The sequence below is a fragment of the Pseudomonas neuropathica genome (assembly GCF_015461835.1).
Lineage (GTDB): Bacteria > Pseudomonadota > Gammaproteobacteria > Pseudomonadales > Pseudomonadaceae > Aquipseudomonas > Aquipseudomonas neuropathica.
Map to the genome: position 1 here is coordinate 180,104 of NZ_JACOPX010000009.1, position 26,021 is coordinate 206,124.

Below are 26,021 nucleotides of genomic sequence, written 5' to 3' on the forward strand. Positions count from 1 at the left end.
GAGGTCTGCCTGATGAAACTACGTGGCCTGTATGCCATTACCGACAGCCAGTTGCTGGCCGGCAAGTTTCTGTCTTACGTGGAGGCGGCGCTGGAAGGCGGCGTCACCCTGCTGCAATACCGCGACAAGAGCAACGATGAGGCCCGCCGTCTGCGTGAGGCCGAAGCGCTGCGTGATCTGTGCGAGCGCTACAAGACGCAGCTGATCATCAACGATGATGCTGAACTGGCCGCGCGCCTCAACGTTGGCGTGCACCTGGGCCAGACCGACGGCCCGCTGTCGCCGACCCGCGCCCTGCTCGGCTCGAAAGCGATCATCGGTTCGACCTGCCACGCGCAAATCGCGCTGGCCGAACAAGCGGCCAAAGAAGGTGCGAGTTATGTCGCCTTCGGCCGCTTCTTCAACTCCAACACCAAGCCCGGCGCGCCGACCTGCAGCCTCGATCTGCTCGACGAAGCCAAGCGCACGCTGCACCTGCCGATCTGCGCGATTGGCGGCATCACCCTCGACAACGCCGCGCCGCTGGTGGCCCATGGAGTCGACCTGCTGGCCGTGGTTCACGGTCTGTTTGGTGCCGAAAGCACCGCCGAAGTCACCCGCCGCGCCCGCGCGTTCAATGAATTACTGAAAGTCTGATTTGAGAGCCCGATCATGTCTCGTTCCGAAACGCTGTTTGCCAATGCTCAGAAACACATTCCCGGTGGCGTGAACTCGCCAGTGCGCGCGTTCAAGAGCGTTGGCGGCACTCCGCTGTTTTTCAAACACGCTGAAGGCGCTTACGTCACTGACGAAGACGACAAGCGTTATGTCGATTACGTCGGCTCGTGGGGCCCGATGATTCTCGGCCACAGCCACCCGGACGTACTGGACGCGGTGCGCAATCAGCTGCAACACGGCTTGTCGTACGGCGCGCCGACTGCGATGGAAACCGAGATGGCCGATCTGGTCTGCTCGCTGGTGCCATCGATGGACATGGTGCGCATGGTCAGCTCCGGCACCGAAGCAACCATGAGCGCGATCCGTCTGGCCCGTGGTTACACCGGCCGCGACAGCATCATCAAGTTCGAAGGCTGCTACCACGGTCACTCCGACAGCCTGCTGGTCAAGGCCGGTTCCGGCGCACTGACCCAAGGCGTGCCAAGTTCGGCCGGCGTACCGGCGGCATTCGCCAAACACACTCTGACCCTGCCGTTCAACGACATCGACGCTGTGGAAAAGATGCTCGCTGAAGTGGGCGAGGACGTGGCGTGCATTATTGTTGAGCCGGTGGCCGGCAACATGAACTGCGTGCCGCCGGCGCCGGGTTTCCTCGAAGGTCTGCGCTCGCTGTGCGACAAGCATGGCGTGGTGCTGATTTTCGACGAAGTGATGACCGGTTTCCGCGTTGCCCTCGGCGGTGCTCAGGCGTACTACGGGGTCAATCCTGACCTGACCACGTTCGGCAAGATCATCGGTGGCGGCATGCCGGTCGGCTGCTTCGGTGGCAAGCGTGAAATCATGCAGCGTATTGCGCCGCTGGGCCCGGTGTATCAGGCCGGCACGCTGTCGGGTAACCCGCTGGCGATGGCCGCCGGTTTGACCACGCTGCGTTTGATCAGCCGTCCGGGTTTCCACGCCGAGCTGACCGACTACACCACGCGCCTGCTCGATGGCCTGCAACAACGCGCCGATGCTTCTGGCATTCCGTTCGTGACCACTCAGGCTGGCGGCATGTTCGGTCTGTACTTCAGCGGCGCCGATGACATCGTCACCTTTGAAGATGTGATGGCCAGCGACGCTGCCCTGTTCGGTCGTTTCTTCCACCTGATGCTGGAAGGTGGCGTGTACCTGGCGCCGAGCGCCTTCGAAGCCGGGTTTACCTCGATCGCCCATGGCGAAGCCGAGTTGAAACTGACACTGGACGCTGCCGAGCGCGCCTTCGCCGCACTGAAATAACCGCCGCACCGCTGACGTTGGCTATCGCCAGCGTCAGCATTCACCTACATCGACGCTGTTTTTCCGATGCTCCTGCTAAAAATCTCCCCTAAAGTGGGCGATATATTCCCCGCGCAGCAGAAAAACGAGTAAAGACTTTGTAAGGTTGGCCCTGCTTATTTCATAATGCGCGCTTATTGGATCCCTCGATGGGTCCGCGTGCCCTTCAGAGGTAAGTCGATTCCCATGAACCGCACCGGCCGCACCCTTGCCTTGGGCTGCCTGTTGCTCCTTCAGCCCCTGCTCGCGCATGCACAAGCAGGCGGCAACTCGTTGTTGATCCCGGCGATGGGTCGTTGCACCCTCAATACTCAGCCGCAAGACGTCACGCAGGCACTGGCTGCTTGCCAGAAAGCGGCGGACGAAGGGGATGCGCAAGCGCAATTCGAGTTGGGTGAGTTCTACTACGACGGCAAGAATGCGCCGCGCGACCTCAATCAAGCCCTGAGCTATTTCGAAAAAGCCTCGTTGCAAGGCCACGCTCAGGCGCAATTCAAACTCGGCACCATGTTCTTCCACGGTGAAGGCGTGCAGGCCAACAATATTCAGGCATACATCGTATTGAAGATGGCCGCGGTCAACGGCGCTGAAGATGCGCTGGACACGGCCGATGAAGTCTCCGAAAAAATGTCCCGCGAAGATCTCGAAACCGCGACCCAGGTGCTCGGGCAAATTTTCCGTAAATACCTGATGGAACTGCAGAGCGCCGATGGGCGTACGCCGTTTTCGCCTCTTCCCTGATTTCTGCGTCGACCTTTCCGGCCCCTTCGCGAGCAAGCTCGCTCCCACATTGGAACGCACTTCCCTGTGGGAGCGACGGTGCGACGATTCGACTTGCTCGCGAATGAGGGCGACTCGGCGTTAAGGCTTACTTCTCAGGCATCGGCATCGGAAACGGCATCACATTGCCGACCGCGCCGCGGGCTTCGCTGATTTTCGGCGTGCCCAGACGTTCCACTTCATCGATGCGCACAATCGAATGCATCGGCACAAAGCTGCGCACCACGCCTTCGAACTGCGCCTTGAGCTTTTCTTCGCTCGGATCGACGACCACTTGCGTGCGCTCGCCAAAGACGAACTCTTCCACTTCCAGAAAGCCCCACAGATCACTTTGATAGATCTGCTTGGCGTACATTTCGAACACCTGGCCCTGGTTGAGGAAAATCACCTTATAGATTGGAGCTTCGCGTTTGGTCATGGCGGGGGGATAACATCGGGGATAAAAATGAGGGCGCAAACTATAGCATAGCCACCGGACGCGCAGCGGTAGGAACCTGAAGGCTTGTTCCCTATAATGCGCGGTTCTTTGAATCACGTGATGACCCTAATCCATGGCCAAGAAGCTTTACATCGAAACCCACGGTTGCCAGATGAACGAGTACGACAGCTCGCGCATGGTCGATCTGCTGGGTGAACATCAGGCCCTGGAAGTCACCGCGCGTGCCGAAGACGCCGACGTGATTCTGCTCAACACCTGCTCGATCCGCGAGCGCGCCCAGGATCGCGTGTATTCGCAGCTCGGCCGCTGGCGCGAACTGAAACTGGCCAACCCGGACATGGTGATCGCCGTTGGCGGTTGTGTGGCCAGTCAGGAAGGCGCGGCGATTCGTGATCGCGCGCCGTACGTCGACGTGGTCTTCGGCCCGCAGACCCTGCACCGCCTGCCAGAAATGATAGACGCCGCGCGCATCACCAAGCAGCCGCAAGTCGACGTCTCGTTCCCGGAAATCGAAAAATTCGACCACCTGCCCGAGCCGCGTATCGACGGTCCGAGCGCCTATGTGTCAGTAATGGAAGGCTGCAGCAAGTACTGCACGTTCTGCGTGGTGCCTTACACCCGAGGTGAAGAAGTCAGCCGGCCGTTCGACGACGTGATCGCCGAGATCATCCACCTCGCCGAAAACGGCGTGCGTGAAGTGACCCTGCTCGGGCAAAACGTCAACGGCTATCGTGGCACTACCCACGATGGTCGTCTGGCCGATCTGGCGGAACTGATCCGCGTAGTCGCCGCCGTCGACGGCATCGATCGCATCCGCTACACCACTTCGCACCCGCTGGAGTTCTCCGACAGCCTGATCCAGGCCCACGCCGATGTACCGGAACTGGTCAAGCATCTGCACTTGCCGGTGCAATCGGGTTCCGACCGGATTCTCGCGGCGATGAAGCGCAACCACACGGCACTGGAGTACAAGTCCAAGCTGCGCAAATTGCGTGCGGCGGTGCCGGGGATCTGCATCAGCTCGGACTTCATCGTCGGTTTCCCCGGCGAGACCGAGAAAGATTTCGAACAGACCATGAAGCTGATTGCCGACGTCGGTTTCGACTTTTCCTACTCGTTCGTCTACAGCCAGCGTCCGGGCACCCCGGCTGCCGATCTGGCCGACGACACGCCGGAAGAGTTGAAGAAGGAACGCCTGAACGCGCTGCAACATCGCCTGAATCAGCAAGGCTTTGAGATCAGCCGACAAATGGTCGGCTCGATCCAGCGCATTCTGGTCACCGACTATTCGAAGAAAGATCCGGGCGAGCTGCAAGGGCGCACGGAGAATAATCGAATCGTCAACTTCCGCTGCGACAATCCGACCCTGATCGGCCAGTTCGCCGATGTGCACATCGATGCGGCGCAACCGCACTCGCTGCGCGGCTCGCTGATCCAATAAATGCAAAAGATCGCAGCCTTCGGCAGCTCCTACATGGATTACATTCCCCTGTAGGAGCTGCCGAAGGCTGCGATCTTGACGGTGTCGACGACAAGAATATTTAAGAGCTTTCGCACCCAGGCCTCTGGCGTTATCCTTGATTTCATCTTAATTGCCCCAGGGCGGCTAAATACGACCTTGAACGCACCCATAGAACCACATCGTTTTATCCTCGAGCCTTTTGAGGCTCGCCGCTTCGCCAATCTGTGCGGGCAATTCGACGAGCATTTGCGCTTGATCGAACAGCGCCTGACCATCGAGATCCGCAACCGCGGGAACCAGTTCGAGTTGATCGGCGACCCCAAACACACCACGTCTGCGGAAAACCTGCTGCGCCGCCTGTACCGGGAAACCAAAGGTACCGAGCTGTCGCCGGACCTCGTGCACCTGTTCCTCCAGGAATCGGCCGTGGTCGAGCTGGACAATCACGCCCCCGCCGAAGCATCCGTTGCCCTGCGCACCAAAAAAGGCATGATTCGCCCACGCGGCTTGAATCAGTTGCGCTACGTGAAGGAAATCCTCGGCAACGACATCAACTTCGGCATTGGCCCGGCCGGTACCGGCAAGACCTATCTGGCCGTGGCCTGCGCTGTCGATGCCCTGGAGCGCGAGCAGATCCGTCGCATCCTGCTGGTGCGTCCGGCGGTTGAAGCGGGTGAAAAACTCGGCTTCCTGCCCGGCGACCTGTCGCAGAAGATCGACCCGTACCTGCGCCCGCTCTACGACGCACTCTACGAGATGCTCGGCTTTGAATACGTGGCCAAGCTGATCGAGCGCCAGGTGATTGAAGTTGCGCCGCTGGCCTACATGCGCGGTCGCACGCTGAATAACAGCTTCATCATTCTCGACGAAAGCCAGAACACCACCGTCGAACAGATGAAGATGTTCCTGACCCGGATCGGCTTCGGCTCCACCGCAGTCATCACCGGTGACATCACCCAGGTCGACCTGCCGCGTGGCACCAAGTCCGGCCTGCATCATGTGATCGAAGTACTCAAAGACGTGCCGGGCATCAGCTTTACGCACTTCCAGCCTAAAGACGTCGTGCGCCATCCTTTGGTACAGCGGATCGTCGAAGCCTACGAGCGCTTCGAAAACCGTGACGAAGCCCCCAAGGACACCTCGCGAAATGCTTGAGCTAGACCTGCAAATCGCGACTGACGCGAACGCGCCGAGTGAGCCCGACTTCCGCCTGTGGTGCGAACTGGCCCTGCGCCAACGCACCGCCGACTCAGAGATGACCATTCGTCTGGTCGATGAGGAAGAAGGCCGCGAGCTCAATCACACCTGGCGCCACAAGGATTACGCGACCAACGTCCTGTCGTTCCCGGCTGAAGTGCCTGACGAGTTTCTCGATATCCCGCTGCTCGGCGATCTGGTGATCTGCGTGGCTGTGGTCGAGCGCGAAGCCGCCGAACAAGGCAAGGAACTAAAGGCCCACTGGGCACATCTGGTCATTCACGGCTGCTTGCATCTACTCGGTTACGACCATATAGATGACGAAGAAGCCGAGGAAATGGAAGCACTGGAACGCGAGTTGCTTGCTGAACTGGGCTATCCCGATCCGTACGCGGACGACGAACCCGAAACATCCCCTATCGTTACAACAAAGGATTCAGAGTAATCGCTATGAGCGAAGATCGATCGAGCAACGGGCAGAAGTCATGGCTGGGAAAACTGACCCAGGCTTTTGCCCACGAGCCGAAGAACCGTCAGGAGCTCCTCGAGCTGCTGCGTGATGCACATCAGAACAAACTGCTGGACAGCGAAGCGCTGGCCATCGTCGAAGGCGCCATTCAGGTGGCTGACCTGCAAGTACGCGACATCATGGTGCCGCGTTCGCAGATGATCAGCATCAAGGCGACCCAGACACCCCGTGAATTCCTCCCGGCCGTGGTCGACTCGGCCCACTCGCGCTATCCAGTGATCGGCGAAAGCCATGACGACGTGATGGGCGTGCTGCTGGCCAAGGATCTGCTGCCGCTGATCCTCAAGGAAAACGGCGACAGCTTCAACATCAAGGATCTGCTGCGCCCGGCCACGTTCGTGCCGGAGTCCAAGCGTCTGAACGTGTTGCTGCGTGAATTCCGTGCCAACCACAACCACATGGCCATCGTCATCGACGAATACGGCGGTGTGGCCGGTCTGGTAACGATCGAAGACGTGCTGGAACAGATCGTCGGCGATATCGAAGACGAGCACGACGTCGAAGAAGACAGCTATATCAAGCCGCTGCCCAGCGGTGACTTCCTGATCAAGGCCCTGACGCCGATCGAAAACTTCAACGAATTCTTCGACAGCGAATTCTCCGATGACGAGTTCGACACCGTCGGCGGTCTGGTGATGAGCGCGTTCGGGCACTTGCCAAAACGCAACGAAATCACTGAAATCGGCGCCTATCGTTTCCGCATCCTGAACGCCGACAGCCGTCGGATTCATTTGCTGCGACTGACCCCTATCGCCCGGTAAGAAATCTAAGGACTGAAATGCGCTGGACAACCCGCCCCGGCTGGCCCGGTAACCTGCTGGCCGTGGCGGCCGGTGCAATCACCACCTTCGCTCTGGCACCGTTCAACATCTGGCCGCTGGCTTTGCTGGCGGTCGGCTTGTTTTATGCCGGTTTACGCGAGCTGAGTCCGCGTCAGGCACTGGCCCGCGGCTGGTGCTTCGGTTTCGGCCTGTTTGGTGCCGGCACCAGTTGGATCTATTACAGCATCCACCATTTCGGCGGCGCTTCGGTGCTGTTGGCCGGGTTCCTGATGCTGCTGTTTACCGCGGCGATCGCCTGGTTCTTTGCCCTGCCGGCCTGGCTGTGGGCGCGCTGGTTGCGCCGTAACGAGGCACCGCTGGCCGATGCCTTGGCGTTTGCTGCGTTGTGGGTCGGCCAGGAAGCGTTTCGCGGCTGGTTCCTCACTGGTTTCCCGTGGTTGTACTCCGGTTACAGCCAGCTCGATGGCCCATTGGCCGGGCTCGCTCCAGTCGGAGGCATGTGGCTGGTGTCGTTTGTTCTGGCACTGACCGCAGCACTGATCTACAACGCCCCACGCCTGCTGCAAACCGGCCGCAAAGGTTTTGTTGCCGCAGGTTTGGTGCTGTTGGTTGGCCCTTGGGTGGCCGGTATTGCGCTCAAGGGCCATGCCTGGACCAGCCCCTCCGGCGCGCCGCTGAGTGTTGCCGCGATTCAGGGCAACGTCGCGCAAAGCATGAAATGGGATCCGGCCGAGCTCAACGCGCAGTTGGCTTTGTATCGCGATTTGAGCTTCCGCTCGAAACCGGTGGACTTGCTGATCTGGCCGGAAACCGCCGTGCCGGTATTGAAGGAGTCCGCCGAGGGCTACCTGACCATGATGGGCACCTTCGCCGCCGAGCGTAAATCGGCGCTGATCACTGGCGTACCGATCCGCGAAACCGTTCGTCACGAAAAACGCTTCTTCAATGGCATCACCGTGGTGGGCGAAGGCGATGGCACCTACCTGAAGCAGAAACTGGTGCCCTTCGGCGAATACGTGCCGTTGCAGGATGTGTTGCGCGGACTGATAGCCTTCTTCGACCTGCCGATGTCGGACTTCGCCCGCGGCCCGGCGGATCAGGCACTGTTGCAGGCCAAGGGTTATCAGATCGCACCGTTTATCTGCTACGAAGTGGTCTATCCGGAATTTGCCGCCAGCCTGTCGGCGCGTAGCGATCTGCTGCTGACGATCAGCAATGACACCTGGTTCGGTACCTCGATCGGTCCGCTGCAACATTTGCAGATGGCGCAGATGCGCGCGCTTGAGGCTGGGCGCTGGATGATTCGTGCAACCAACAACGGTGTGACCGGACTGATCAACCCGTTCGGGCAGATCACCGAGCAGATTCCGCAGTTTGAACAGGGCATCCTCTACGGCGAAGTGGTGCCGATGCACAACCTGACGCCGTATCTGCAATGGCGTTCGTGGCCGCTGATCATCCTGTGCGTGCTGTTGTTTGGCTGGGCACTTATGGCCAGCCGGATGTCGAAAACCCTATAAAGCAAAAGATCGCAGCCTGCGGCAGCTCCTACAGGGAAAACGCAAATCCCAATGTAGGAGCTGCCGCAGGCTGCGATCTTTTGATCTTCAGCGATAAAACAACGAATACCCCACCTGCCCCACCGCTTCATTCAACAGTTGCCCGCTCTGCCAGATCGACTTGAACTCCGGCAACCAGCCACCAAACGGCCTCGCGTTATCCGTGCCCAAGAAGCCGACCGGCGCCGGCACCACTTCAAATCCCGCCTGCTGAAAACTCCACACCGAGCGTGGCATGTGCCAGGCCTGAGTCACCACGACCACGCGCTTGATTCCCTGCGGCAGCAAGATATCGGCGCTGAATTTGGCGTTTTCCCAGGTGGTGCGACTTTCACCTTCCTGCCAGCGCACCGTCACACCAAAGTCGTCGCGCAACGAATCCGCCATCAACTTCGCCTCGGTCGGCGGCGTTCCGTAATGCAAGCCACCCGTGGTCAGAATCGGTAAACCCGACGCCTTGGCCAATCGTGCCGCATAACGTTGACGCTCAAGGCCCACGCCGGTCGGCTGATCCTCGCCCCACGCCAGGTCGCCGCGTTCGCGGCCGGAACCCAGCACCACAATCGCGTCAGCCCGCTGCGCCAACGTCGCCCACTCTTCGCGGGCCAACGGTGGCTCGCGTTCCAGAGCCTTCGCGCCCCACTGCACAACCACCGGCAGGCTCATCAACCACATTCCGCCAAAGCCAATGGCAAAGCACACGCCAGCCAGGCGCGGCCGTGAGCGGCGCAGCCACCAAGCGGCCAGCAACAGCAGCAAAAGAATGCCGGGTGGTAACAAAAGTTGTTTGATGAAATAACGAAAAGGCATCGAGCATCTCCACAGATGCCCGAAGCCTAAGAGTGTTAATAAAGCGTTACAACCAATAGGTGGGATCCTGTTGAAAAAGATCCGGTTCTTGACCTGCCATGCGCTTACTTGGCCTGTACAGAGCGAACCTTGACGGTGTCTCTTCCGGGCGCCTTGTCCTTGAGCCAGATGACCTTGGCCGAATGTGCTGCATCGAGCTGCTTCACTGCCTGTGACAAGCATCCATGCGTTTCACGTTCACTGCGATCCAGATAGGCCTTGACCAGTTTGAACTCGGCGGGGCTCAAGCCACGCAATTCCAGTTCCAGGGGGCGCTCGTCGCGCAGCCGGTCAGCGGTTTTTAATGCGTCCAGGGCCATACCAAGACGATCGATCAATCTTTCGTACAACTCGGGTTTCGTCACGTTTTTTTGCCGTTGCTCCACCATCCCTCACCTCATTGAAGATAAGACTCACTCCCCAGTTAGAGCTTAGCTTCGCTGCACAAACCGGCTGCACGCCGCGACCAACGGCCCTCGCCACGGATTTGCCGGGACAAACAGCTGTAATCAGGGTTTCCCTAGGCCGAGCGCGGTCATGTATGCTACGGCGCTTCCTGTAATTCCACTTCCAGCTCGTCCGGGCCAACCCCGGCACCTGCGTTGAAGAGGATTAGGCCACCCCTATCCAGTACAAAAGTAGCCATGCACGAACAATATCAGCCCCGTGAAATCGAAGCCGCCGCCCAGTCGTTCTGGGACGAGCAAAAGTCCTTTGAAGTCAGTGAACAGCCAGGCAAGGAAACCTACTACTGCCTGTCGATGTTCCCTTACCCCAGCGGCAAGCTACACATGGGGCACGTGCGCAACTACACCATCGGCGACGTGATCTCCCGCTACCAGCGCATGCTCGGCAAGAACGTTCTGCAACCGATGGGTTGGGACGCGTTCGGCATGCCGGCGGAAAACGCCGCGATGAAGAATAATGTCGCGCCGGCCAAGTGGACCTACGAAAACATCGCCTACATGAAGACCCAGCTGCGCAGCCTGGGTCTGGCGGTCGACTGGTCGCGCGAAGTCACCACTTGCAAACCGGATTACTACCGCTGGGAACAATGGCTGTTCACTCGCCTGTTCGAAAAAGGCGTGATCTACCGTAAAAACGGCACCGTGAACTGGGACCCGATCGACCAGACCGTTCTCGCTAACGAACAGGTGATCGACGGTCGCGGCTGGCGTTCCGGCGCGCTGATCGAAAAGCGCGAAATCCCGATGTACTACTTCAAGATCACCGCCTACGCGGATGAGCTGCTGGAGAGCCTCGACGAACTGACTGGCTGGCCTGAACAGGTCAAGACCATGCAGCGCAACTGGATCGGCAAATCCCGCGGCATGGAAGTGCAGTTCCCGTACAACGTCGACTCGATTGGCGAAGCCGGCACCCTGAAAGTCTTCACTACCCGTCCGGACACCCTGATGGGCGCGACCTATGTCGCCGTGGCTGCCGAGCATCCGCTGGCGACCCAGGCAGCGCAGAACAACCCTGAGCTGCAAGCGTTCATCGCTGAATGCAAGGGCGGCAGCGTCGCCGAAGCCGACGTCGCCACGCAAGAAAAGAAAGGCCTGCCGACCGGCCTGTTCGTCGAGCATCCGCTGACCGGTGAGAAGCTGCCGGTGTGGGTCGCCAACTACGTGCTGATGCATTACGGCGACGGCGCGGTAATGGCCGTACCGGCGCACGATGAGCGCGATTTCGAATTCGCCCACAAGTACAACCTGCCGGTGAAATCGGTAGTACGTACCAGCTCCGGCGACGCCAACCCGGCCCCGTGGCAAGACGCCTACGGCGAGCACGGCACGCTGATCAACTCCGGCGAATTCGACGGTCTCGACTTCGCGGGTGCGTTCGACGCCATCGAAGTGGCCCTGATCAAGAAAGAACTCGGCGCCTCGCGCACTCAGTTCCGCCTGCGCGACTGGGGCATCAGCCGTCAGCGCTACTGGGGCTGCCCGATCCCGATCATCCACTGCGACACTTGCGGTGACGTGCCGGTGCCGGAAGATCAATTGCCTGTGGTCCTGCCGGAAGATGTGGTGCCGGACGGCGCCGGTTCGCCGCTGGCGCGCATGCCTGAGTTTTACGAATGCAGCTGCCCGAAATGCGGCCAGCCTGCCAAGCGTGAAACCGACACCATGGACACCTTCGTCGAGTCGTCGTGGTACTACGCCCGCTACGCCTCGCCGCACTTTGAAGGTGGCCTGGTGGAAAAATCCGCAGCCGATCACTGGCTGCCGGTCGATCAGTACATCGGCGGTATCGAACACGCCATTCTTCATCTGCTCTACGCGCGTTTCTTCCACAAGCTGATGCGTGACGAAGGCCTGGTCAGCTCCAACGAGCCGTTCAAGAACCTGCTGACCCAAGGCATGGTGATTGCCGAGACTTACTACCGTCGCGAAGCCAATGGTGCTTACACCTGGTTCAACCCGGCGGACGTAGAACTCGAGCGTGACAGCAAAGCCAAGGTCATCAGTGCCAAGCTGAAATCCGACGGTCTGCCGGTGGAAATCGGTGGCACCGAGAAAATGGCCAAGTCGAAGAACAACGGCGTGGACCCACAGTCGATGATCGATCAGTTCGGCGCCGACACCTGCCGCCTGTTCATGATGTTCGCTTCGCCACCTGACATGAGCGCCGAATGGTCCGACTCCGGCGTCGAAGGTTCGCACCGTTTCCTCAAGCGCGTCTGGCGTCTGGCGCAAGCCCACGTCACTCAGGGCTTGCCGGGCAAACTGGACATCGCCAGCCTGAACGACGAGCAGAAGACCGTGCGCCGCGCCATTCACGTGGCCATCAAGCAGGCCAGCCACGACGTCGGCCAGAACCACAAATTCAACACCGCCATCGCCCAGGTAATGACGCTGATGAACGTGCTGGAAAAAGCCGCGCAAAGCACCGAGCAGGATCGCGCGCTGATTCACGAAGGTCTGGAAGCCGTGACGCTGTTGCTGGCACCAATCACGCCGCACATCAGCCACGAACTGTGGAACCAGCTGGGTCACGCCGATGCAGTCATCGACGCCGGTTGGCCGGCAGTGGATGAAAGCGCACTGGTGCAGGACAGCCTGACGCTGGTGATCCAGGTCAACGGCAAACTGCGCGGCCAGATCGAAATGCCGGCCAGCGCGACCCGCGAAGAAGTTGAAGCAGCAGCCCGCGCCAACGAAAACGTACTGCGTTTCGTCGACGGACTGACTATTCGTAAAGTGATCGTTGTGCCGGGGAAACTGGTCAACATCGTCGCCAGCTAATTGGATCGGGCGCCAGGCTCGCCTGGCGCCAAGTAAAACCTTTCGGGTCGTACAGTCGGCCCACGTGGTTTCAAGGGGAGCAACACAATGATCAAACGCAATCTGCTGGTGATGGGCCTCGCCGTTCTGTTGAGCGCCTGCGGTTTCCAGCTGCGCGGTACCGGCACCAACGAACTGTCGATCAAGGAACTCGACCTGAGCGCCCGTAACGCCTACGGCGAGACGGTCACGCAACTGCGTCAGGTACTGGAGTCGAGCGGCGTCAAGGTTTACAGCGGTGCTCCGTACAAACTTTTCCTGGCTGACCAGCAGGAGAGCCAGCGCATCCTCAGCTACGCCGGTGCCGGTCGTACGGGCGAGTATCAGGTCAACACTGTCCTGAACTACGAGATCCGTGGCGAAAAGAACCTGCAACTGCTCAGCGACAAACTTGAAGTTCAGAAAGTGTTTATCCACGACGGTAACAACCTCGTGGGCTCCGATCAGGAAGCCAACGACGCCCGTCGCGAAACCACTCGCGAACTGGTTCAACGCATGATGTTGCGTCTGCAGCAACTGACCCCGGGTCAACTGCAGCAGCTGCAGCAAGCCGCCAATGACCGCGCCAAGGCAGAAGCCGATGCGCTGCAAGCGGCACAAAAGGCTGAAGCGGAAACCCCGCGCCAGTCGCCGCTCGAAGTACCGCAGCAGTAAGACGTTCGGGGCGCTCAGGCGCCCCGTTCGGCATTTCTTATGAAGCTCGCTCCCGCCCAACTCGGTAAACACCTGCAAGGTGCTTTGGCGCCTGTCTACATCATCAGCGGCGATGACCCGCTACTGTGCCAGGAAGCCGCCGACGCCATCCGCAGCGCTGCGCGTCAGCAAGGTTTTGATGAACGCCAGGTCTTCGCCGCCGACGCCAATTTCGATTGGGGCACGTTGTTGCAGGCCGGCGCCAGCATGTCGCTGTTCGCGGAAAAACGCCTGCTGGAACTGCGCCTGCCTTCGGGCAAGCCCGGTGACAAAGGCGCCGCTGCATTCATCGAATACTGCTCGCGTCCCGCTGAAGACACGGTGCTACTGATCAGCTTGCCCAAGATGGATGGCAGCGCGCAGAAGACCAAGTGGGGCAAGGCGCTGGTTGAAGGCCAACAGACCCAGTTCATCCAGATCTGGCCGGTGGACGCCAATCAGTTGCCGAGCTGGATTCGTCAGCGTCTCTCTCAGGCCGGGCTATCGGCGAATCAAGACGCCGTCGAATTGATTGCTGCGCGTGTCGAGGGCAACCTGCTCGCCGCCGCGCAGGAAATCGAAAAGCTCAAGTTGATGGCCGAAGGTGGCCAGATCACCGTCGAAACCGTGCAGGCCGCAGTGGCCGACAGTGCGCGATTTGACGTGTTCGGTTTGACCGACGCCGTGCTCAACGGCGAGCCGGCCCACGCACTGCGCATGCTTGAAGGGCTGCGCGGCGAAGGTGTCGAACCGCCAGTGATTCTCTGGGCGCTCGCTCGCGAGCTACGTCTGCTGGCCAATATCTCGTTGCAATACAGTCAGGGCACGCCGCTGGACAAGTGTTTCAGCCAAGCGAAACCGCCGGTCTGGGACAAGCGCAAACCGTTGATAAGCAAAGCCCTGCAACGCTACTCGGCGCAACGTTGGGCGCAGTTGCTGCTCGAAGCACAGCGGATCGACGCGCAGATCAAAGGCCAGGCGGCCGGTTCGCCGTGGATGAGCCTGAGTCGCTTGGCATTGTTGATGTCCGGCCAGCGTCTGACACTCCCCGCCGAATAACCTGTCCTACCGCATAACGGCCATCCGCGAGCAAGCTCGCTCCCGCATTGGAATGCATTCCAAATGTGGGAGCGAACCTGCTCGCGAAAGCGCCAGAACATTCCTACACAGCAGGGACTGGACAGACGCCTGACATCGGCAGATTATTTCCCCCGCAAAACCCACTCACTCGAGAGAATCCTCATGAGCAAAAAGCCATCGAAACATGGGCCCAACAAGGCCAAATCCATCGTCGCCCAGCCCCTGTTCCGTAGTCGCCAGGAACGACCAACCAAGGGTAAAGGCAGCTACCGCCGCGAAGCCTTCCAGTCTGACAGCTGGGAGGCTTCTTACTTTCTGGCCGCTTAAAGCGCAGTACCCCCCGGTCATGTTAAGGTCTGCACCTGATTCGTTTTCCTGGAACTGTGCATGCCCCTAAGTCTTTCCCGTCGTTGGCCTGTTCGCCAACTGATCGCTGCCTCCAGCTTCATTCTGCTTGTCGCCTGCGCGGAAAAACCGACCGCCGCCGACGCGCAACCCCTTCAAGCCGCGCCTGTCGCAACGGCCCCAGCGATCATCCCGCCGGTAGTGCCGTCCGCCGACCCTCTCGACCTGCAACCGACTCAAACCTTCGCTGAATGGCAGGCCGGTTTCCGCAAGGATGCCCTGGCCGCCGGAATTCGCGCGGATCTGTTCGATCGCGCGTTCGCCAATGTCAGCTTCGACGCCAGCGTGATTCGGGCCGACCGCAGTCAACCGGAGTTCTCCCGGCCAGTGTGGGAATACCTCGATGGCGCCCTCTCGCCGCTGCGCGTACGTAAAGGTCAGGCGCTGATCAGTCAGTACGCCGACATCCTGCAAAGCATTGAGCAGCGTTATGGCGTTGACCGTCAGGCACTGGTTTCGGTGTGGGGTATGGAAAGCAATTTCGGTCAGTTTCAGGGCAGCAAGTCGGTGATCAACTCGCTGGCCACCCTCGCCTACGAAGGTCGCCGCCCGGGCTTTGCCCACGCACAGCTGATCGCAGCCCTCCAGATCCTGCAACAGGGCGATATTACGCCGGAGAAGATGCTCGGCTCCTGGGCGGGTGCGATGGGGCAGACCCAGTTCATTCCGACCACCTACAACACCCACGCTGTGGATTTTGACGGCGATGGCCGCCGCGATATCTGGGGCAGCCCAGCGGATGCGCTGGCATCCACCGCGCATTACCTGCAAAGCTCTGGCTGGCAACGTGGCCAGCCGTGGGGCTTCGAAGTACAACTGCCGAGCGGTTTCAATTACACGCTGGCTGACGGCGCGATTCGCAAGAGCGTTGCCGAATGGCGTCAGTTGGGCGTGACTCTGCCGAATGGCGGTCAGGTGCCAGCAGGCTCTGAACAGCTGTCGGCCGCCCTGCTGCTTCCGGCGGGCTATCGCGGCCCGGCGTTCCTGATCCTCGACAACTTCCGGGCGATCCTCAAGTACAACAACTCCTCGTCGTATGCCTTGGCGGTCAGTTTGTTGTCGGAGCGCTTCAACGGCGGCGGTTTGATCAACGGTAGCTGGCCGAAAGATGATCTGCCACTGAGCCGTACCGAGCGCATTGAATTGCAGACTCTGCTAAGTGCCCGCAATTACGATGCCGGCACGGCGGACGGGATCATCGGCGCCAACACGCGCAAGGCGATTCGCAGTGCCCAGCAGTCATTTGGCTGGCCGGCGGACGGGTATCCGACGCACAAGTTGCTGGAAAGCCTGCGTACCCAATAATGGGTAGGTTGTATGGCTGATGGTGCCTTCGCGAGCAAGCTCGCTCCCACATTGGTTCTGTGAACGCCACAGATCAAATGTGGGAGCGAGCTTGCTCGCGAAGACTGACTATCAGGCGACTAGCCTTTAAGCCTTGATCACCACATCCTGCTCCAGTATCAATTCCTTCTTCCCCGCATCCAGCCGCACCAGCGCGCCCATCGGCAGCGTCAGGTTCGGATCGCAATGCCCGCTGCGCCAGCCAGACAAAACCGGTATCCGCAACGGCTCGAAAGTCTGCTTGAGCAAGCGGTTCAGCGCTTCGACATCCACGCCGGCAATATCCCCGACCAACACCCCGCGCAACCTCGCCAGCTTGCCGGCCAGACGCATCTGAGTCAGCAACCGGTCAATGCGATACAGCGGCTCGTTGATGTCCTCGATCAGCAGAATCACCCCTTCGACATCAATTTCGTATGGCGTGCCCAGGGTTGCGGCGATCATCGCCAGATTACCGCCGAGCAAGCGCCCGTGCGCGATGCCAGGTTCGACGGTAGTCAACGGATACGCCACCGGATGGCTCAACACACTCCCCGCCTTCAATTGCCCACGCAGCATGGCGAAGAACGAAGTGACCGTCGGTGGCTCCTTGTCGCCCAACAAGTCGGCGTTGAGCAGTGGCCCGTGGAAGGTCACGAATCCCGCGTAACGACTGATGGCCAGGTGCAGCGCGGTGATATCGCTGTAGCCAACGAATGGCTTGGCATGGCGGCTCAGCAGGTCGTAATCGATCCGGTCGAGCAAGCGCGGCGTGCCGTAGCCGCCGCGCAGGCAAATGATGGCATCGACCTCGGGATCAGCGAATGCCGCGTGCAGATCACGCAAGCGCACATCGTCACTGCCGGCCAGATAGCCGTCCTTTTCATAGACACCGGGAAACACCTTCAGCCCATAGCCACGGGCGCGCATCCATTGCACCGCCTTGTCGGTGTCCAGAGCACCGGGACCGGCAGGTGCAATAACACCGACCAGCCCCTCTGAAGGCAGTGCGGGCACGGCTCTGTGTGGACAAAGTGTGTGAGTCGGTCGAACGGTCATCCTTGGATCTCCCTGTGAAGTCATGCACACACAGTAGTCAGGTACGGCGGCAAACAGAAGAGGGTCAGCCACGCCGTGGATTGAAGGAAAAATCAGCAGCGAAGGTAATCCGGGCAAAAAAATGCCCGCCGGGCGTTAAAACCTCGGCGGGCATTTTTTCATTCAGCGCCGGATCAGGAACCCAGCAGCTCCGCCTTGACCAGCTTCGCTTGCTCGTCGGCGTGGTATGAAGAACGCACCAGCGGCCCCGAGGCAACGTTTTTGAAGCCCATCTTGTAACCTTCCTCGGCGAACCAGGCGAAGGTGTCCGGGTGCACAAAGCGCTGCACCGGCAAGTGACTACGGGACGGTTGCAGGTACTGGCCGAGGGTCAGCATGTCGATGTCATGTTCGCGCATGCGCTTCATGACTTCGATGACTTCCTCGTCGGTCTCACCCAGACCCAGCATCAAGCCGGATTTGGTCGGAATATGCGGCATCATCTGCTTGAAGCGTTGCAGCAAGGTCAGCGACCACTGGTAATCCGAACCCGGACGCGCAGCCTTGTAGAGGCGCGGCACGGTTTCCAGGTTGTGGTTGAACACATCCGGCGGCTCGGCCGCGGTGATTTCCAGCGCGACGTCCATGCGGCCACGGTAGTCCGGAACCAGGGTTTCCAGCTGCACGTTCGGCGACAGTTTGCGGATTTCGCGGATGCAGTCGGCAAAGTGCTGGGCACCGCCGTCGCGCAGGTCGTCGCGGTCAACCGAGGTGATCACCACGTACTTGAGCTTAAGGTCAGCGATGGCGATGGCCAGACTTTGCGGCTCATTGACGTCCAGTGGCTTCGGACGACCGTGGCCGACGTCGCAGAACGGGCAGCGACGGGTGCAGATGTCGCCCATGATCATGAAGGTCGCCGTGCCGCCGGAGAAGCACTCGCCGAGGTTCGGGCAGGACGCTTCTTCGCAGACGCTGTGCAACTTGTGCTTGCGCAGCAGGCTCTTGATCCGGTCGACTTCAGGCGAAACCGGGATACGCACACGAATCCAGTCAGGCTTCTTCGGCAGTTCGGTGGTCGGAATGATCTTTACCGGGATGCGTGCAACCTTCTCGGCGCCGCGCAGCTTGACGCCGGCTTCTACCTTGGGACGCGGGGCCGGGCGCTCGGTCACGTCGAGCGTCGGGATCATGGTTTGCACTGCATCAGTAGTCATATCAGTCGATTCCGCCCGTCAGGGTCGTCTGCTCAGCATAGTCGAGGTGTTTGACGAGCTGCGCGCGCAGCCGGGCACTTACCTCGGCAAATTCAATCGATCCTGCGTGGTCGCTCAGCTGGGTCATCGCCAGCCCGGCATAGCCGCAGGGATTAATCCGTCGAAACGGTTCCAGGTTCATATCCACGTTCAGGGCCAGGCCATGAAAGGAACAACCGTGGCGAATCCGCAAACCCAGAGAAGCAATTTTCGCCCCGTCGACGTACACGCCGGGAGCGTCTGGCTTGGCCGCCGCGGTCACGCCGTAGCTGGCCAGCAGTTCAATCAGGCAAAGCTCCATGCGGCTGACCAGATCGCGCACGCCGAAACCCAGCTTGCGCACATCCAGTAACAGGTAAGCCACCAATTGGCCGGGGCCATGATAAGTCACCTGGCCGCCACGATCGACCTGCACCACCGGGATATCTCCCGGCAGCAGCAAGTGTTCGGCCTTGCCGGCCTGGCCCTGAGTGAACACCGGCGGGTGTTCGACGAGCCAGATTTCGTCGGCGGCATCGCTGCCGCGTTCGTTGGTAAAGCGTTGCATGGCATGCCAGACCGGCTCGTAAGCCATCTGGCCGAGCTCCCGAAAGCCCAGCGTGCCCGGCATCACAACACCATGTGCACGAAACCGGTTGCCCGCAGTTCGCTGTTGATGTTGTACAGCTGATCCTGATCGGTCGCGACGATGTGCAACTGGATGGTGGTGTATTTGCCGTTGCTGCTAGAACGCTCGTCGACACGCTCATCGTTGATCTTCGCGAATTTCTTCACGATTTCGATGATCTTGTCTTTGTGGCCAACCCCCGTGTCGCTGATCACCTTAACCGGATAATCAACCTGGGGAAATTCGATCTTTGGCGCCTTTACTTCGGTATCGGTCATGGCGTAACGGCCTCTTGAGCGCAAGCCGTGATAACGCACATGGCCCCGCACCGGATCGGGGCGGGGCCATGCAGGTCAACACAAATCAGTTGAACAAGCCGTAGAAGAATAGACGGATGCTATCCCACATGCGGCGGAAGATACCACCCTCCTCGACGCCATCCAGAGCGATCAGGTCAGCGCTATGCACCACCTTGTCTTCCAGTTTGACTTCGACTTTACCGATCACGTCGCCCTTGGCGATTGGCGCGGTCAGTTGCGGGTTCATGGTCATGCTCGCAGCAAGCTTTTTCAGCTGGCCTTTTGGCAGGGTCATGGTCAGGTCTTCAGCCAGGCCGGCCTTGACTTGATTGGTGGTGCCCTTCCACACCGGGGCCTGAGCCAGTTCGGTGCCCTTCTGATAGAAGGTTTGGGTTTCGAAGAAGCGGAAACCGTAGGTCAGCAGCTTCTGGGTTTCAGCGGCGCGAGCCACTTCGCTGTTGGTGCCGAACACCACGGCGATCAGACGCTGGCCGTCACGCACAGCCGAGGACACCATGCAGTAGCCGGCTTCGTCGGTGTGACCGGTTTTCAGACCGTCAACGGTCTTGTCGCGCCACAGCAGCAGGTTGCGGTTAGGCTGTTTGATGCCGTTCCAGAAGAACTCTTTCTGCGAGTAGATCGCGTAGTGAGCCGGGTCTTCGTGGATGATCGCGCGCGCCAGAATCGCCATGTCGTGAGCCGACGAGTAGTGCTCCGGGTTTGGCAGACCGGTCGGGTTCATGAAGTGGGAATTGGTCATGCCCAGATCAGCGACTGTCTTGTTCATCAGGTCGGCGAACGCGTCTTCGCTGCCGGCGATGTGCTCGGACAGCGCGACGCTGGCGTCGTTGCCGGACTGGATGATGATGCCGTGCAGCAGGTCGCTGACGGTGACCTGCGAGCCGACCTTGATGAACATCCGCGAACCGCCGGTGCGCCAGGCGTTTTCGCTGACGGTCACCGGATCGTTTTCACCGATCTGGCCGCGACGGATTTCCAGGGTCGCGATGTACGCGGTCATCAGCTTGGTCAGGCTGGCCGGTGGCAGACGCTGATCGCCATTGTTCTCGACCAGCACGTTGCCGCTGCTGGCATCCATCAGAACGTAGGCTTTGGCAGCCAGTTGCGGTGGCGACGGCATCATCTCGGCCGCGAAGGCGGCTGGCGAGAGGAGCAGCGGGACTAGCAGACACAGGCGTTTGGCAAAGGTGGTGATGTTCATCCGTCTCTCGAAATCGCTAATGGAAACTGTCCTTGCGGACAAAATTTAATCAGATGACTTTCTAACGAGTCATCGCGTGTTCAGTTGCTCACTCCAGTCACCCTTGCCGGGCTTTTGTTCTTCGACGAGCCAACAACCTGGTTCACCCCCCGATACCGCAAGTGAACCGTCAATCAAGTTCTACGTATTACTCGGTGACCACACTTGGCGAACCAAGGTTGGCCAGGCGCACGCTGTTCTGCACCTGGGCAATTTCACCCGGCGAGCCGATCGGCCCCAGGCGAACCCGGTGCAGGGTCTGTTGATTGCGCACGATCGAGCTGATGAACACCGGAGCGCTCACCATCCCGCTGAGCTTCGACCTCAGCAGCTCTGCAGCGTCCGGGTTGGCGAACGCGCCCACCTGCAGATACTGGCCAGTTGCTGTTGCAGAAGCGTTTTTTTTTGCACTCATCGGCACGGGGACGGTGTCGGAGGCATGTTGCTGCGGTGGTGGCGTCCATTGCTCGACGGTGCCGGCCGAGGCCGTGATCACCGGGGCGCTATTCTGCGCGACTTGCGGCTCGTTGAGCATCAAAGGCGCCGGACGGCCCTTGGCGGCCCACCATTGCTGAGGATCGATGCCTTCGACCTTGACCCGCGCGGTGCCGATTTCGGCATAACCGAGCTTCTTCGCCGCAGCATAGGACAGGTCGATGATACGGTCGGAATAGAACGGCCCACGGTCGTTGACCCGCAGGATCACGCTCTTGTTGTTGTCCAGGTTGGTCACCCGAACGTAACTTGGCAGTGGCAATGTCTTGTGGGCGGCACTCATGCCGTAAAGGTCGTAGACCTCGCCGTTGGCAGTGTTCTGACCGTGAAATTTGGTGCCGTACCAGGACGCCGTACCCGAAGCCACGTAAGTCTTCGATTCCTGCAGCGGGAAGTAGGTCTTGCCCAGCACCGTGTACGGGTTGGCCTTGTACGGACCGGTGTGCAGGGTCGGCGTGGCGTCCGGGATGCGCGACACGTCAACGTCCCACCACGGCGCGCCATCTTTATGCGCACGGTTGATGTCCAGGCCCGGCTGGGCACGCACAGCGGTCGTGGTGGTTTTCTGAGTCGGCGAACGGCTGGTCGAGCAACTGGCGACCAGCACCGCCAACGCAGCGAATGCCACCAGCTTCAGGGGTTTATTGTTAGGCAATGCCCGCATTACTTGACGCCCCGTGCTTGTACCAGCTGTTCAGACAGTTGATGTACGGCCATGGCGTACATCACGCTGCGGTTATAACGCGTGATCGCGTAGAAATTCTTCAGGCCCAACCAGTATTCAGGGCCGTTGTCGCCTTCGAGGCGAAATGCAGTAACCGGCATATCATCGCGCAGCGCATCATGACTTGACCAGCCCAGCGCCCGCAACTCTCCAACGGTTTTCGTCGGCTCAATGCCGGTGGTCAGGCCTTCATCGACCTGCTCGCCGCGGACATCGGCACGGCTGACCACCGGCTCACCGGCGACCCAGCCGTGACGCTTGAAATAACTGGCGACGCTGCCGATCGCATCATCCGGGTTGTTCCAGATATTGATGTGGCCGTCACCGTCGAAATCCACCGCATAGGCGCGAAAGCTGCTCGGCATGAACTGCGGCAGGCCCATGGCCCCGGCGTACGAGCCTTTGAGGGTCAATGGGTCGACCTGTTCTTCGCGCGCCAGCAGCAGGAACTCACGCAGTTCCTTACGGAAAAATTCGGCACGGGGAGGATAGTCGAAACCGAGCGTAGACAAGGCATCGATCACCCGGTAATTACCGGTATTACGTCCGAAAAAGGTTTCAACGCCGATGATCGACACGATGACTTGTGCCGGCACGCCGTATTCTTGCTCGGCCCGGGCAAGGGTGGCCTCGTGCTGACGCCAGAAGTCCACACCACGGGCGATACGCGCGTCGGTGATGAACATCGGGCGATATTCTTTCCACTGTTTGACCCGCTCGGCAGGTTTGGAAATGGCGTCGAGAATCGCCTGTTTGCGTTGAGCCTCACGGAACACCGCCATCAGTTGCTCACCGGCGAAACCATAGTCGCGGGTCATTTCACCGACGAACTCGGCCACCTGCGGCGAGCCTTCGTATTCGCCGGCCAGCGCTTCCTGCACGCTACCCAGCAGGCCCATCAGGCCTACCAATGGCGCGCATCGAGTCGCCCAGCCACGCATAACTTGCATTGAACTCTTCACCTTATTCAAACCTGTGCGATCCACTTGCGATGGGTATGGATCGACATCAAAACCCCAAACGCTGACAGCAGCGTCACCAGCGAAGTTCCTCCGTAGCTAATGAACGGCAACGGCACCCCTACAACCGGCAACAGGCCACTGACCATACCGATGTTGACGAAAACGTAAACAAAAAACGTCATGGTCAACGCGCCAGCGAGCAATTTGCCGAACAGCGTCTGGGCTTGAGCGGTAATCACCAGCCCCCGGCCAATCAGCAACAAATAGATCAGCAACAGCGCGCAGATACCGACCAGACCGAACTCTTCGCCGAGTACGGCAATGATGAAGTCGGTGTGGCTTTCCGGCAGGAAGTCCAGGTGCGACTGGGTGCCGAGCAGCCAGCCCTTGCCGAACACGCCGCCGGAACCGATCGCGGCTTTCGACTGAATGATGTTCCAGCCGGTGCCGAGCGGATCGCTTTCCGGGTCGAGGAAGGTCAGGATTCGCTGCTTCTGGTAGTCGTGCATGATGAAAAACCACATCGCCACTGACACCGGGATCGCCGCCGCCAGCACGCTGAGAATCCAGCGCCAGCGCAACCCGCCCATGAACAGCACGAACGCACCACCGGCGAGAATCAGCAGCGAAGTGCCGAGGTCAGGCTGACGGACGATCAGGATGAACGGCACACCGATCAGCATCAGGCTGATGCCGACATGCTTGAGTTGCGGCGGCAACGTGCGCTTGGACAGATACCAGGCGATGGTCGCCGGCATCAGGATCTTCATGAACTCCGAGGGCTGGAAGCGGATCACCCCGGGGATGTTGATCCAGCGCGTCGCGCCCATGGCGTTGTGGCCCATGATGTCCACCACCATCAGCAGCACCACGCCGATCACATAACCGAGCGGTACCCAACGGGCCATGAAACGCGGCTCGAACTGGGCGATGACGATCATCGACACCAGACCGATACCGAACGAAGTGGCCTGTTTGGCCAGCAGATCCCAGCTTTTGCCACTGGCCGAATACAGCACGAACAGGCTGCCGGCGGCGAGGATCAGCAGCAGGATCAACAACGGGCCATCGATATGCAGTCTTTGCAGCAGCGTCGCGCGGCGACGCATCACATCCTCACTGGAGAGCATGCGATCAAAATTATTCATCACGGGCCGTAGCCTCCGCACTGATTGGGCTGGCGTATTCGGCCTTCAAACGTCCGTCCTGATCGAGCAGCCAGGCATCCATGACCTGGCGCACCACCGGCGCGGCAACGCCGGAACCGGACTCACCGTTCTCGACCATCACCGATACGACGATGCGTGGATCATCGGCCGGAGCAAAACCGACGAACAAGGCGTGGTCGCGGTGGCGCTCCTGAACCTTGGAGCGGTCGTACTTCTCGCCCTGTTTGATCGCCACGACCTGCGCGGTACCTGACTTGCCGGCGATGCGGTATTGCGCGCCGATCGCCGCTTTGCGCGCGGTACCACGGGCACCGTGCATGACCTGCTGCATGCCGTGGTTGACCTTGTTCCAGTCCGACGGATCACGCAGAACAATGTCCGGCATCGGGTTTTCGTCCACCGGTTTCACGCCTTCGAGGGATTTGGCCAGGTGCGGACGATTCCAGATGCCTTTGTTGGCGACCAGCGCCGTGGCCTGGGCCAGTTGCAGCGGAGTCGATTGCATGTAGCCCTGGCCGATCCCGAGGATCAGGGTTTCGCCAGGGAACCACGCCTGTTTGCGCGTCGCACGTTTCCATTCGCGGGACGGCATCAGGCCGGGGGATTCTTCGAACATGTCCAGCGAGACCTTTTGGCCGATGCCGAACTTGTTCATGTAGGCCGACAACCGATCGATGCCAAGCTTGTGCGCCAGGTCATAGAAGTAGGTGTCGTTGGACCGCATGATCGCCGTGTCGAGGTCGACGAAGCCGTCACCGGTGCGGTTCCAGTTACGGTACTTGTGGTCGTAGTTGGGCAGCATGTAGTAGCCCGGGTCGAACACCCGACTCGACGCGGTGACCACACCGGAATCAAGGCCGGCAATCGCCACCGCCGGTTTGATCGTCGAACCCGGCGGGTACAGACCGCGCAACACGCGGTTGAACAGCGGCCGGTCGATGGAATCACGCAACTCGGCATAGGCCTTGAAGCTGATCCCGGTGACGAACAGGTTCGGGTCGAAGCTCGGCTGACTGACCATCGCCAGCACTTCGCCAGTCTTCGGATCGAGCGCAACTACCGCACCACGACGTCCACCGAGCGCAGCCTCCGCGGCTTCCTGCAACTTGATGTCCAGGCTCAGAACAATGTCCTTGCCGGGAATCGGATCGGTGCGCTTGAGCACGCGCAAGACGCGGCCGCGGGCGTTGGTTTCGACTTCTTCGTAACCGACCTGACCGTGCAATTCCGGCTCGTAGAAACGCTCGATGCCGGTCTTGCCAATGTGGTGGGTGCCGCTGTAGTTGACCGGATCGAGGGTCTTCAGCTCTTTCTCGTTGATCCGCCCCATGTAGCCGACCGAGTGCGCAAAGTGCGCACCCTGCGGATAGTGACGAACCAGCTGCGCCACCACTTCTACGCCAGGCAGCCGGAACTGGTTCACCGCAATCCGGGCGATCTGCTCCTCGGTCAGCTCGAACAGGATCGGCACCGGCTCGAACGGTCGGCGCCCCTGACGCATGCGTTTCTCGAAGATCACCCGGTCCTCAGGCGTCAGCTCCAGCACTTCAACGATGACGTCGAGCACCTGCTGCCAGTCGCCGGAGCGCTCGCGGGTCATGCTCAGGCTGAAGCTTGGACGGTTGTCCGCCACCACCACGCCATTGCGGTCGAAAATCAACCCGCGGGTCGGTGGAATCGGTTGCACATGGACGCGGTTGTTTTCCGAGAGCGTCGAGTGGTACTCGTACTGGATCACCTGCAAGTAATACAGCCGCGCGATCAACACGCCGATCAGCAGCATGATCGCAATGGCCCCGAACACGACGCGACTACGCACCAGGCGTGCGTCCTTTTCGTGGTCCTTGATGCGGATCGGCTGAGACATGT

At 60.1% G+C, this 26,021-nt stretch carries 25 protein-coding genes; 13 read left to right on the forward strand and 12 right to left on the reverse strand.

Annotated features, from left to right (window positions below):
- The first annotated feature begins 12 nt into the window (after positions 1–12).
- The 3 genes from thiE (at position 13) to H8F23_RS15105 (ending at position 2,715) form a co-directional block, all read left to right on the forward strand.
- Entirely contained in the window at positions 13–636 is a 624-nt protein-coding gene (thiE, locus tag H8F23_RS15095; protein WP_095125490.1) for a thiamine phosphate synthase, read from the forward strand.
- A 15-nt stretch (positions 637–651) separates the two neighbouring features.
- Positions 652–1,935, forward strand: a complete 1,284-nt coding sequence (hemL, locus tag H8F23_RS15100) for a glutamate-1-semialdehyde 2,1-aminomutase (protein ID WP_194934893.1) — start codon at positions 652–654, stop codon at positions 1,933–1,935.
- Positions 1,936–2,160: 225 nt separating this feature from the next.
- The gene (locus tag H8F23_RS15105; RefSeq protein WP_129395652.1) at positions 2,161–2,715 is read left to right on the forward strand and encodes a tetratricopeptide repeat protein; all 555 of its coding nucleotides are present in this window, start codon (positions 2,161–2,163) and stop codon (positions 2,713–2,715) included.
- Between the two features lie 127 nt (positions 2,716–2,842).
- On the opposite strand, the gene H8F23_RS15110 is transcribed toward H8F23_RS15105, so the two are convergent.
- The gene (locus H8F23_RS15110) at positions 2,843–3,172 is read right to left on the reverse strand and encodes a DUF1820 family protein (protein WP_003185742.1); all 330 of its coding nucleotides are present in this window, start codon (positions 3,170–3,172) and stop codon (positions 2,843–2,845) included.
- A gap of 133 nt (positions 3,173–3,305) precedes the next feature.
- Here H8F23_RS15110 and miaB point away from each other — a divergent pair, with 133 nt between their 5' ends.
- The 5 genes from miaB (at position 3,306) to lnt (ending at position 8,683) form a co-directional block, all read left to right on the forward strand.
- Complete coding sequence (miaB, locus tag H8F23_RS15115; protein WP_194934894.1) at positions 3,306–4,634, forward strand: tRNA (N6-isopentenyl adenosine(37)-C2)-methylthiotransferase MiaB; 1,329 nt, start codon at positions 3,306–3,308, stop codon at positions 4,632–4,634.
- Positions 4,635–4,811: 177 nt separating this feature from the next.
- Positions 4,812–5,810 carry a PhoH family protein gene (locus H8F23_RS15120; RefSeq protein ID WP_095048764.1) on the forward strand — a complete coding sequence of 333 codons (999 nt, stop codon included), beginning with the start codon at positions 4,812–4,814 and terminating at the stop codon, positions 5,808–5,810.
- Positions 5,803–6,297: an rRNA maturation RNase YbeY gene (ybeY, locus tag H8F23_RS15125; protein ID WP_186621831.1), complete on the forward strand. Its 495-nt coding sequence runs from the start codon at positions 5,803–5,805 to the stop codon at positions 6,295–6,297. Before H8F23_RS15120 ends, ybeY begins: the two co-directional genes overlap by 8 nt.
- Positions 6,298–6,302: 5 nt before the next feature.
- Complete coding sequence (locus tag H8F23_RS15130) at positions 6,303–7,142, forward strand: HlyC/CorC family transporter (protein WP_007909641.1); 840 nt, start codon at positions 6,303–6,305, stop codon at positions 7,140–7,142.
- A 17-nt stretch (positions 7,143–7,159) separates the two neighbouring features.
- Positions 7,160–8,683 carry an apolipoprotein N-acyltransferase gene (lnt, locus tag H8F23_RS15135; protein ID WP_194934895.1) on the forward strand — a complete coding sequence of 508 codons (1,524 nt, stop codon included), beginning with the start codon at positions 7,160–7,162 and terminating at the stop codon, positions 8,681–8,683.
- An 87-nt stretch (positions 8,684–8,770) separates the two neighbouring features.
- Here the strand turns inward: lnt and H8F23_RS15140 are convergent, their stop codons facing one another.
- Complete coding sequence (locus H8F23_RS15140) at positions 8,771–9,532, reverse strand: YdcF family protein (RefSeq protein WP_194934896.1); 762 nt, start codon at positions 9,530–9,532, stop codon at positions 8,771–8,773.
- A gap of 104 nt (positions 9,533–9,636) precedes the next feature.
- On the reverse strand, positions 9,637–9,960 hold the full coding sequence (locus H8F23_RS15145) for a hypothetical protein (protein WP_095048767.1): 324 nt from the start codon (positions 9,958–9,960) through the stop codon (positions 9,637–9,639).
- Positions 9,961–10,215: 255 nt separating this feature from the next.
- Here H8F23_RS15145 and leuS point away from each other — a divergent pair, with 255 nt between their 5' ends.
- From leuS to H8F23_RS15170, 5 genes are all read left to right on the forward strand, one after another.
- Positions 10,216–12,822: a leucine--tRNA ligase gene (leuS, locus tag H8F23_RS15150; RefSeq protein WP_194934897.1), complete on the forward strand. Its 2,607-nt coding sequence runs from the start codon at positions 10,216–10,218 to the stop codon at positions 12,820–12,822.
- Between the two features lie 87 nt (positions 12,823–12,909).
- Positions 12,910–13,515 (forward strand): LPS-assembly lipoprotein LptE, encoded by a 606-nt coding sequence (locus tag H8F23_RS15155; RefSeq protein ID WP_194934898.1) that lies wholly within the window; start codon positions 12,910–12,912, stop codon positions 13,513–13,515.
- Between the two features lie 39 nt (positions 13,516–13,554).
- On the forward strand, positions 13,555–14,592 hold the full coding sequence (gene holA / locus H8F23_RS15160; RefSeq protein WP_194934899.1) for a DNA polymerase III subunit delta: 1,038 nt from the start codon (positions 13,555–13,557) through the stop codon (positions 14,590–14,592).
- 183 nt (positions 14,593–14,775) lie between these two features.
- Entirely contained in the window at positions 14,776–14,940 is a 165-nt protein-coding gene (gene arfA / locus H8F23_RS15165; RefSeq protein WP_016986126.1) for an alternative ribosome rescue factor ArfA, read from the forward strand.
- A gap of 60 nt (positions 14,941–15,000) precedes the next feature.
- Positions 15,001–16,323, forward strand: coding sequence for a lytic murein transglycosylase (locus H8F23_RS15170; RefSeq protein WP_194934900.1), 1,323 nt, complete (start codon positions 15,001–15,003; stop codon positions 16,321–16,323).
- 126 nt (positions 16,324–16,449) lie between these two features.
- Here the strand turns inward: H8F23_RS15170 and H8F23_RS15175 are convergent, their stop codons facing one another.
- From H8F23_RS15175 to mrdA, 9 genes are all read right to left on the reverse strand, one after another.
- Positions 16,450–17,400 (reverse strand): S66 peptidase family protein, encoded by a 951-nt coding sequence (locus H8F23_RS15175; protein ID WP_194934901.1) that lies wholly within the window; start codon positions 17,398–17,400, stop codon positions 16,450–16,452.
- A 173-nt stretch (positions 17,401–17,573) separates the two neighbouring features.
- Positions 17,574–18,572 carry a lipoyl synthase gene (lipA, locus tag H8F23_RS15180; protein WP_167394918.1) on the reverse strand — a complete coding sequence of 333 codons (999 nt, stop codon included), beginning with the start codon at positions 18,570–18,572 and terminating at the stop codon, positions 17,574–17,576.
- Between the two features lie 25 nt (positions 18,573–18,597).
- Positions 18,598–19,245, reverse strand: coding sequence for a lipoyl(octanoyl) transferase LipB (gene lipB, locus H8F23_RS15185; RefSeq protein WP_008087909.1), 648 nt, complete (start codon positions 19,243–19,245; stop codon positions 18,598–18,600).
- Positions 19,245–19,520, reverse strand: coding sequence for a DUF493 domain-containing protein (locus H8F23_RS15190; RefSeq protein WP_008087908.1), 276 nt, complete (start codon positions 19,518–19,520; stop codon positions 19,245–19,247). The genes lipB and H8F23_RS15190 overlap by 1 nt, the downstream gene beginning before the upstream one ends.
- A gap of 85 nt (positions 19,521–19,605) precedes the next feature.
- Positions 19,606–20,763 (reverse strand): D-alanyl-D-alanine carboxypeptidase family protein, encoded by a 1,158-nt coding sequence (locus tag H8F23_RS15195; RefSeq protein ID WP_007909601.1) that lies wholly within the window; start codon positions 20,761–20,763, stop codon positions 19,606–19,608.
- 187 nt (positions 20,764–20,950) lie between these two features.
- Complete coding sequence (locus tag H8F23_RS15200; RefSeq protein WP_194934902.1) at positions 20,951–21,961, reverse strand: septal ring lytic transglycosylase RlpA family protein; 1,011 nt, start codon at positions 21,959–21,961, stop codon at positions 20,951–20,953.
- Positions 21,961–22,971: a lytic murein transglycosylase B gene (gene mltB, locus H8F23_RS15205; RefSeq protein WP_194934903.1), complete on the reverse strand. Its 1,011-nt coding sequence runs from the start codon at positions 22,969–22,971 to the stop codon at positions 21,961–21,963. The genes H8F23_RS15200 and mltB overlap by 1 nt, the downstream gene beginning before the upstream one ends.
- 17 nt (positions 22,972–22,988) lie before the next feature.
- Positions 22,989–24,092 carry a rod shape-determining protein RodA gene (gene rodA / locus H8F23_RS15210; protein WP_175559619.1) on the reverse strand — a complete coding sequence of 368 codons (1,104 nt, stop codon included), beginning with the start codon at positions 24,090–24,092 and terminating at the stop codon, positions 22,989–22,991.
- A gap of 31 nt (positions 24,093–24,123) precedes the next feature.
- Positions 24,124–26,019 carry a penicillin-binding protein 2 gene (mrdA, locus tag H8F23_RS15215; RefSeq protein ID WP_194934904.1) on the reverse strand — a complete coding sequence of 632 codons (1,896 nt, stop codon included), beginning with the start codon at positions 26,017–26,019 and terminating at the stop codon, positions 24,124–24,126.
- Between the last annotated feature and the right edge of the window lie 2 nt (positions 26,020–26,021).